This is a genomic window from Pontibacter sp. BAB1700 (assembly GCF_000277005.1).
Taxonomy (GTDB): Bacteria; Bacteroidota; Bacteroidia; order Cytophagales; family Hymenobacteraceae; genus Pontibacter; species Pontibacter lucknowensis.
In genome coordinates, this window is record NZ_AKIS01000201.1 from 1 (window position 1) to 6,335 (window position 6,335).

Annotated in this window: 10 protein-coding genes; 6 read left to right on the forward strand and 4 right to left on the reverse strand. The window is 47.1% G+C overall.

Going from position 1 to position 6,335, the window contains the following annotated elements; all coding sequences use genetic code 11:
* Positions 1–334: DapH/DapD/GlmU-related protein (locus O71_RS19540; protein WP_007660455.1), on the forward strand; the 334-nt coding region annotated here is incomplete at its 5' end.
* 93 nt (positions 335–427) lie between these two features.
* Here O71_RS19540 and O71_RS19545 read toward each other — a convergent pair.
* Together O71_RS19545 and O71_RS19550 are read right to left on the reverse strand one after the other, a co-directional pair.
* Positions 428–817, reverse strand: a complete 390-nt coding sequence (locus O71_RS19545; protein ID WP_007660457.1) for a VOC family protein — start codon at positions 815–817, stop codon at positions 428–430.
* Positions 818–819: 2 nt separating this feature from the next.
* Positions 820–1,725 carry a 3-hydroxybutyryl-CoA dehydrogenase gene (locus O71_RS19550; protein WP_007660458.1) on the reverse strand — a complete coding sequence of 302 codons (906 nt, stop codon included), beginning with the start codon at positions 1,723–1,725 and terminating at the stop codon, positions 820–822.
* A 435-nt stretch (positions 1,726–2,160) separates the two neighbouring features.
* On the opposite strand from O71_RS19550, the gene O71_RS24115 reads away from it, so the two are divergent.
* Positions 2,161–2,313, forward strand: a complete 153-nt coding sequence (locus O71_RS24115) for a lmo0937 family membrane protein (RefSeq protein WP_007660459.1) — start codon at positions 2,161–2,163, stop codon at positions 2,311–2,313.
* Between the two features lie 67 nt (positions 2,314–2,380).
* Positions 2,381–2,530, forward strand: a complete 150-nt coding sequence (locus O71_RS24120; protein WP_007660460.1) for a lmo0937 family membrane protein — start codon at positions 2,381–2,383, stop codon at positions 2,528–2,530.
* Between the two features lie 71 nt (positions 2,531–2,601).
* On the opposite strand, the gene O71_RS19555 is transcribed toward O71_RS24120, so the two are convergent.
* Together O71_RS19555 and O71_RS19560 are read right to left on the reverse strand one after the other, a co-directional pair.
* Entirely contained in the window at positions 2,602–3,288 is a 687-nt protein-coding gene (locus O71_RS19555; protein ID WP_007660461.1) for a hypothetical protein, read from the reverse strand.
* A 36-nt stretch (positions 3,289–3,324) separates the two neighbouring features.
* Positions 3,325–4,950, reverse strand: a complete 1,626-nt coding sequence (locus tag O71_RS19560; RefSeq protein ID WP_007660462.1) for an ABC-F family ATP-binding cassette domain-containing protein — start codon at positions 4,948–4,950, stop codon at positions 3,325–3,327.
* 332 nt (positions 4,951–5,282) lie between these two features.
* Between O71_RS19560 and O71_RS19565 the strand changes: the two genes are divergently transcribed.
* From O71_RS19565 to O71_RS24125, 3 genes are read left to right on the forward strand one after another with little or no spacing between them, the layout of a single operon-like run.
* Complete coding sequence (locus O71_RS19565; RefSeq protein ID WP_007660463.1) at positions 5,283–5,753, forward strand: DUF4199 domain-containing protein; 471 nt, start codon at positions 5,283–5,285, stop codon at positions 5,751–5,753.
* A gap of 49 nt (positions 5,754–5,802) precedes the next feature.
* Positions 5,803–6,093, forward strand: a complete 291-nt coding sequence (locus O71_RS19570; RefSeq protein ID WP_007660464.1) for a DUF4199 domain-containing protein — start codon at positions 5,803–5,805, stop codon at positions 6,091–6,093.
* A 2-nt stretch (positions 6,094–6,095) separates the two neighbouring features.
* Positions 6,096–6,260 (forward strand): hypothetical protein, encoded by a 165-nt coding sequence (locus O71_RS24125; RefSeq protein WP_155801022.1) that lies wholly within the window; start codon positions 6,096–6,098, stop codon positions 6,258–6,260.
* Positions 6,261–6,335: the final 75 nt, after the last annotated feature.

Here is a 6,335-nt window from a genome sequence, read left to right on the forward strand (position 1 = left end):
ACAGGCGGCCCCGGTGATCATTGAAGACGGAGCCTTTATCGGATCGCGCAGCATCCTGGTAGAAGGTTGCCGCATCGGTAAAGAAGCAGTGATCGGTGCAGGTGTAACTATCACAGGCAGTTCCAAAATCATTGACGTGACAGGTAGCGAGCCGAAAGAGTACAAGGGTTATGTGCCACCGCGTGCCGTGGTGATACCTGGGTCTTATACCAAAAAATTCCCTGCAGGTGACTTCCAGGTGCCTTGCGCCCTGATTATTGGCCAGCGCAAGGAGAGTACTGACCTGAAAACGTCACTCAACGATGCGCTTCGTGAAAATGCAGTAGCTGTTTAATTTCTATAATTCCCTTTATTTAACAGAAATCCCCCTGCCATATCAGCAGGGGGATTTCTATTTTTAGGGTATAGCTTAAATCTTTAATATAGCCTAGCCTCTTGAATGCAGGGCAACTCGGTTACCTTCGGTGTCTAGGAACAGGGCCATAAAGCCGATGTCTTCCGCTATCAGGGTTTTGTCCTGCAGCACTTTCCCGCCTGCTTGCTCAACCCTGGCCAGTTCGTTAGCCAGGTCGCCGGAAGGAGAGGAGAAGTACACCAAAGTTCCCTCGGTTGAAGGTATATAGTGCTTGTCGTGCTTTACCAGAGAGCCGGGAGCGCCAGAACCTTCATCAGACCAGGGGAACCATGCCATTTCCTCTTCGCCCACTGGCTGGTAGTGCAAGGTATAGCCCAGCACGGATTCATAGAATCGAATGGCCCGCGGCATATCTGTCACCGGTATCTCAAACCAGCCTACTACATTAAAGGTTTGTGCCATGGTTATTGCGCGAAATGCTTTTTCTTGAAACGGTCCGCCACAATCAGTTCTTTGCTGCCGTGCGTCCAGGAGTAGAAGCCCTGTCCTGACTTCACGCCTTTATGACCAGCCTGCACCATGTTTACCAGCAGTGGGCATGGGGCGTATTTCGGGTTACCAAAGCCATCGTGCAGCACGTTCAGGATCGAAAGGCATACGTCCAGCCCAATGAAGTCTGCCAGTTGCAGCGGTCCCATCGGATGCGCCATGCCTAGTTTCATGATGGTGTCGATCTCTTCCACGCCGGCTACACCTTCATAGAGGGAGTAGATGGCTTCGTTGATCATCGGCATCAGGATGCGGTTGGCAACAAAACCTGGGTAGTCGTTACACTCAGTAGGCACTTTGCCCAACTGCAGCGACATGTCCATCACCTGGCTGGTCACTTCGTCAGATGTAGAATAGCCGCGAATAATCTCAACCAGTTTCATCACCGGCACCGGGTTCATGAAGTGCATACCGATTACTTTATCCGGGCGGTTGGTTACCGAAGCGATTTTAGTAATGGAGATAGAGGAGGTATTGCTGGCCAGTATCGCCTCTGGCTTGGCAAAGGCATCCAGGTCTTTGAAAATCTTCAGCTTAAGATCTACATTTTCGGTGGCTGCCTCTACAATCAGGTCAGCCTCCTGCACACCCTGCTTCAAATCAGTATTTGTGCTGATTCGGTCTAATGTCTGATTTTTTTGCTCTTCCGTCAGGTTGCCTTTGGCCATGATGCGGTCGAGGTTTTTAGTAATAGTGGCGAGTGCCTTGTTGAGCGCCTCTTCCGAAATGTCAACCAATGAAACTGAGAAACCATTCTGGGCAAACACGTGGGCGATGCCGTTGCCCATAGTGCCCGAACCAATGACTGCTATTTTCTTCATAGTACTATATGCGTGTAGTTAGAAATCTATTACAAAGCTAATAGAATTCGGACAAACATCGGTTTTAAAAACATTTCTCTTGGAAGACTTCAATTTTTAGGGTCCTGTAAAGGCAGATGTGTTACCTGAAGGTACCAGGTATAGTTAATATTCTATACAAAATTATGTCAGGCAATTTTATTTGTAACCGAAGTGCTGATTTAACTGTAAATCAAAGAAATATCGACCTGTTTTAGGTGATACATAATAATTGATAAATAAAATATTGGTTTAAAGTATACAAAAAAATGCGATTATATACATCCTTTAAAGTATAGAGCTCGTAAAAAGCTTAAAACAAAAAAATGCAAAGCTGGTCAATAGCCCGGTTTTGAAAACAAAGCAGACGGTTTTGCTTTCAATGCATTGAATAGGAGAAATTAAAACTAAACAACTATGGGAAATTTACTGTATATCATAGCCGTTGTGCTAGTTATCTTTTGGCTGATCGGATTCCTCGGATTCCCTGACGCTGTAGGTGGTATTATCCACGTACTTTTAGTGCTGGCTGTTATCGCAGTGCTGCTGCGACTCATACGAGGCGCTTAACCTATATAGCGTAACTACGTTAGATAGGATAACAGACTATATTTTCGAAATTAAAATATTTAAAACTATGGGAAATTTATTGTATATCATAGCCGTTGTGCTAGTTATCTTTTGGCTGATCGGATTCCTCGGATTCCCTGACGCTGTAGGCGGATTGATTCACATCTTATTGGTGATCGCCGTGATCGTGGTATTGCTACGACTCATACGGGGCTGATAATACTAACTCAAAAACAGAAAAGGCTGCAAGTAATTGCAGCCTTTTCTGTTTTATGCCTCTGAGTAAGATTACTTTCTGAAAGGAAAGCTAAAACCGGCTCTGATAACCGGGTTTGAGTAAGGCGAGGCATAGGAGTCGTTGAAGTTGTAAAGTAGCAATATATCTGCTGCTCCCCGTTCGCCAATTTTTTGCCTGTAGCCAAGTCCGGCCATAGGTATACCTATAAAGCGCCTGCTGAACTCATACACTCCTGTATTGTAATTCATCAAAGGAAGTTCCACACTCAGTTGCTCAAATTCACCATGAATCACGAAGTTTTCAAATACCTGCTGCTGCGCAAACACGCGGCCGCCGTAGTTGTGCATGCTGTCGCCCCTGAACCTCCTGTAATGATATACACCGCCTATACCTAGCCAAAAGGTTTCAGTAGCCCGATAGCCCAGCACTGGCAGTAGTGATACGTTGGTAAATGTGCCAAACTGCAAACCAAAGCTACCACCCCAGAACATGCGATCGATCAGCGCCTGTGGTGCTTCATCTCCCGGGCGAACCACCTGGGGGCGGATTACCTCAGGCTGGGTTTGCGGCTGTGTCACTCGGGGCTGTCGTTGCTGCTGGGGCTCCACAGTTGGTCCTGTAGGCAGTTCACGTTTGCGGCGCACCGTGTCGGGTTCTGTCTGGGCCATGGCCGCTGTGCTGCCCAGCAGGCAGCACAGGGTCAGTACCAGTAGTTTATAGCTATAGCGTAGCGGCATATCTTGCTTTATTACAGGTTGTCGCAGGTATATACGCTATACCTTAGCTGTGGCGTACATTTTTTTGCGAAGCTCCTTGATGTTGTCATCTGACAGGTACTCCTCGTAGCCCATGCGCTTGTCGATGATGCCACCCGGTGTCAGCTCGATGATACGGTTGGCGATAGTGTCCACAAACTGCAAATCGTGTGAGGAGAACAAAATGGTGCCATCGAAATCACGCAGGGAGTTGTTCAGTGCTGTGATCGACTCTAGATCAAGGTGGTTAGTGGGCTCATCAAACACGAGCACATTGCCAGATTGCAGCATCATGCGTGAGAACATGCAACGTACTTTTTCACCACCCGACAGCACGTTGGCTTTCTTGAGCGATTCTTCGCCCGAGAACAGCATACGGCCCAGGAAACCACGAATAAAGCTTTCATCTTTCTCAGTAGAGTACTGACGCAGCCAATCCACCAGATTCAGGTCGGTATCGAAAAACTCCTGGTTATCTTTCGGGAAGAATGAAGCAGTGATAGTCGTGCCCCACTTAAACTCACCAGAATCAGGCCGCTCTTCTTCAAAAAGAATCTTGAAAAATGTAGAAGCGGCTATGTCGTTTCGTCCAATCACAGCGATCTTGTCGCCCTTGTCTACCATGAAAGAGATATCGGTGAAGATTGGTTGGCCGTCAACTGACTTGCTCAGGTTCTCCACATGCAGGATTTGGTTACCGGCTTCACGCTCAGGTTTGAATGCAATATATGGGTACTTGCGTGAGGAAGGCTGAATGTCTTCTACGGTCAGTTTCTCGAGCAATTTGGCCCGTGAGGTCGCCTGCTTCGATTTAGAGGCATTGGCGCTGAAGCGACGGATGAATTCCTCCAGCTCTTTGCGTTTGTCCTCTGTCTTCTTATTCGCATCGGCACGCTGTTTCAAAGCCAACTGGCTTGACTGATACCAGAAGCCATAGTTACCAGCAAACATCTTGATCTTGCCAAAGTCGATGTCAGCTACGTGCGTACATACAGCATCGAGGAAGTGGCGGTCGTGCGATACCACGATCACCGTGTTTTGGAAATTGTCCAGGAAGTTCTCCAGCCACATGATCGACTCAGCGTCCAGGTGGTTGGTAGGTTCGTCCAGCAGCAGGATGTCCGGGTTGCCGAAGAGGGCCTGCGCCAGGAGCACACGTACTTTCTCGCTACCGCTCAGGTCTTTCATAAGTGAGTAGTGCAGGTCTTCGCTGATGCCAAGTCCGCTCAGGAGTTCAGCTGCCTCATACTCAGCATTCCAGCCTTCAAGGTCTGCAAACTCGCCTTCCAGCTCAGCAGCACGTTCTCCATCAGCATCTGTGAAGTCTGCCTTGGCATAGATGGCGTCTTTTTCCTGCATGATATCAAACAGGCGCTTGTGGCCCATGATAACCGTCTGCAAAACCGGGAATTCGTCGTATTCGAAGTGATTCTGCTTCAGTACTGCCAGACGAGCGTTGGCCGGTATCTCTACAGTCCCGGTATTGGGATCAATTTCACCGGAAAGTATTTTCAGAAAGGTAGACTTGCCCGCGCCATTAGCCCCGATAAGGCCATAGCAGTTGCCAGGCAAAAACTTGATGGTTACGTCTTCAAACAGGGTACGCTTGCCATAAGACAGGCTTACATTGTTGGTGCTGATCATAGATAGCTTAAAATGAGTATATGAAACGATTGCGGTGCAAAATTACGAAATAAAAACCGTCTTTTTTTCAAATTGCTGTAAACCAATGGGCTAAGGCGTGGCTATGGGTTGGTTAATTGCTTTTAAATGAAGCAATTCGGGCTATATTCTGAAAAATTTATGGCTTAAATCACAACGCCACGCCACTTTCTCTAGTATATTGATTTAATTATATACGGCAGATTGCACCTGCTTTGAAGAGCATTGCGCAAGGCAAGCTCTGTTTTATAACCAATCGTGCAACTAATCTGTTCATTTTAAAAACTTAGGATTTATATCAAAATAGTATTCATATGGCACTATCAAAAATCACATATCAAAAGGTATCGCTTAAATATGGTATTTTCGTAGGTATAGCGCACGTGCTCTTTTTTCTGATCATGCGCCTGCTCAACCTGCAAAACAGAATAGAGCTCTCCTTCCTTAGCGCTGTTTTCCTGATTATAGGTATAGCAGTGGCTATTTCTCAATTTAAGAAAGCGAAGGGAGGGAACATCAACTATTTCCAGGGCTTGGCCATAGGAGCGACCACAGGTGTAGTTTCCTCTACCATACTGGCTCTTTTCCTGGTGCTGTATGTTACCGGGCTGGATACAGCATACCTGGCTAATCTGCAGTCAAGTTCACTGTTCCCGGTAAGTTTGTCGGTGCTTTCACTCTTTGTGCTAACCATTATATACGGTACAATTCCGGGCTTTATCATCGCTTTTGTCGCCATGCAGTGGTTTAAACGTGCAGACCATGCCGTGCCAGAGCGTATCTAATGAGCAAAATTCACTTTTATAATCTGAACAAGACACCCGATACACCACTATGGAAAAAATTGGCCTCAAATACGGCCTGTTCACGGCACTGGGACTGATCGTTTACTTTTTGCTGATGAAGCTTGTCGGACTGGAGCAGGTCATTGAGCTGCGCTTTCTGAACGGTGTGATCATGGCAATAGGTGTTACCATGGCCATTCGTGCTTTTAAGATAAGCCGTCAAGGCAACATCGGATACTTCTCTGGCCTTGGTACAGGCATCATCACATCTGCCCTGGCAACAGTACTGTTCGCAGTATTTATGGTCATCTACATCAAAGCTTTTGATGATGCCTGCTAAATGTGCTGGCCGGCGAGCAGTTCTTTGGTGGGCGTATGGCCATCACACCTGGTATTGTAATCTTCATGGTCCTGATGCTGGAGGGTGTGATATCCGGCTTTATGGTGGCCTTCATTGCCATGCAATGGTTTAAGCGCCGCGACCACAAAGTACCCGGCAGCCCGTGACAGATATAAGCTTAAAGCAGACAAGATATTTTCAAAAAGAGAGGWCGGCGAGTTACGGTTCCGGCCTCGCCTTTG

Coding starts and splice junctions, on each gene's coding strand:
- O71_RS24120 (WP_007660460.1), top strand. CDS start 2,381: ATGGGAAATTTATTGTATATCATAGCCGTTGTGCTAGTTATCTTTTGG.
- O71_RS19560 (WP_007660462.1), bottom strand. CDS start 4,950: ATGATCAGCACCAACAATGTAAGCCTGTCTTATGGCAAGCGTACCCTG.
- O71_RS19555 (WP_007660461.1), bottom strand. CDS start 3,288: ATGCCGCTACGCTATAGCTATAAACTACTGGTACTGACCCTGTGCTGC.
- O71_RS19565 (WP_007660463.1), top strand. CDS start 5,283: ATGGCACTATCAAAAATCACATATCAAAAGGTATCGCTTAAATATGGT.
- O71_RS24115 (WP_007660459.1), top strand. CDS start 2,161: ATGGGAAATTTACTGTATATCATAGCCGTTGTGCTAGTTATCTTTTGG.
- O71_RS19545 (WP_007660457.1), bottom strand. CDS start 817: ATGGCACAAACCTTTAATGTAGTAGGCTGGTTTGAGATACCGGTGACA.
- O71_RS19550 (WP_007660458.1), bottom strand. CDS start 1,725: ATGAAGAAAATAGCAGTCATTGGTTCGGGCACTATGGGCAACGGCATC.
- O71_RS19570 (WP_007660464.1), top strand. CDS start 5,803: ATGGAAAAAATTGGCCTCAAATACGGCCTGTTCACGGCACTGGGACTG.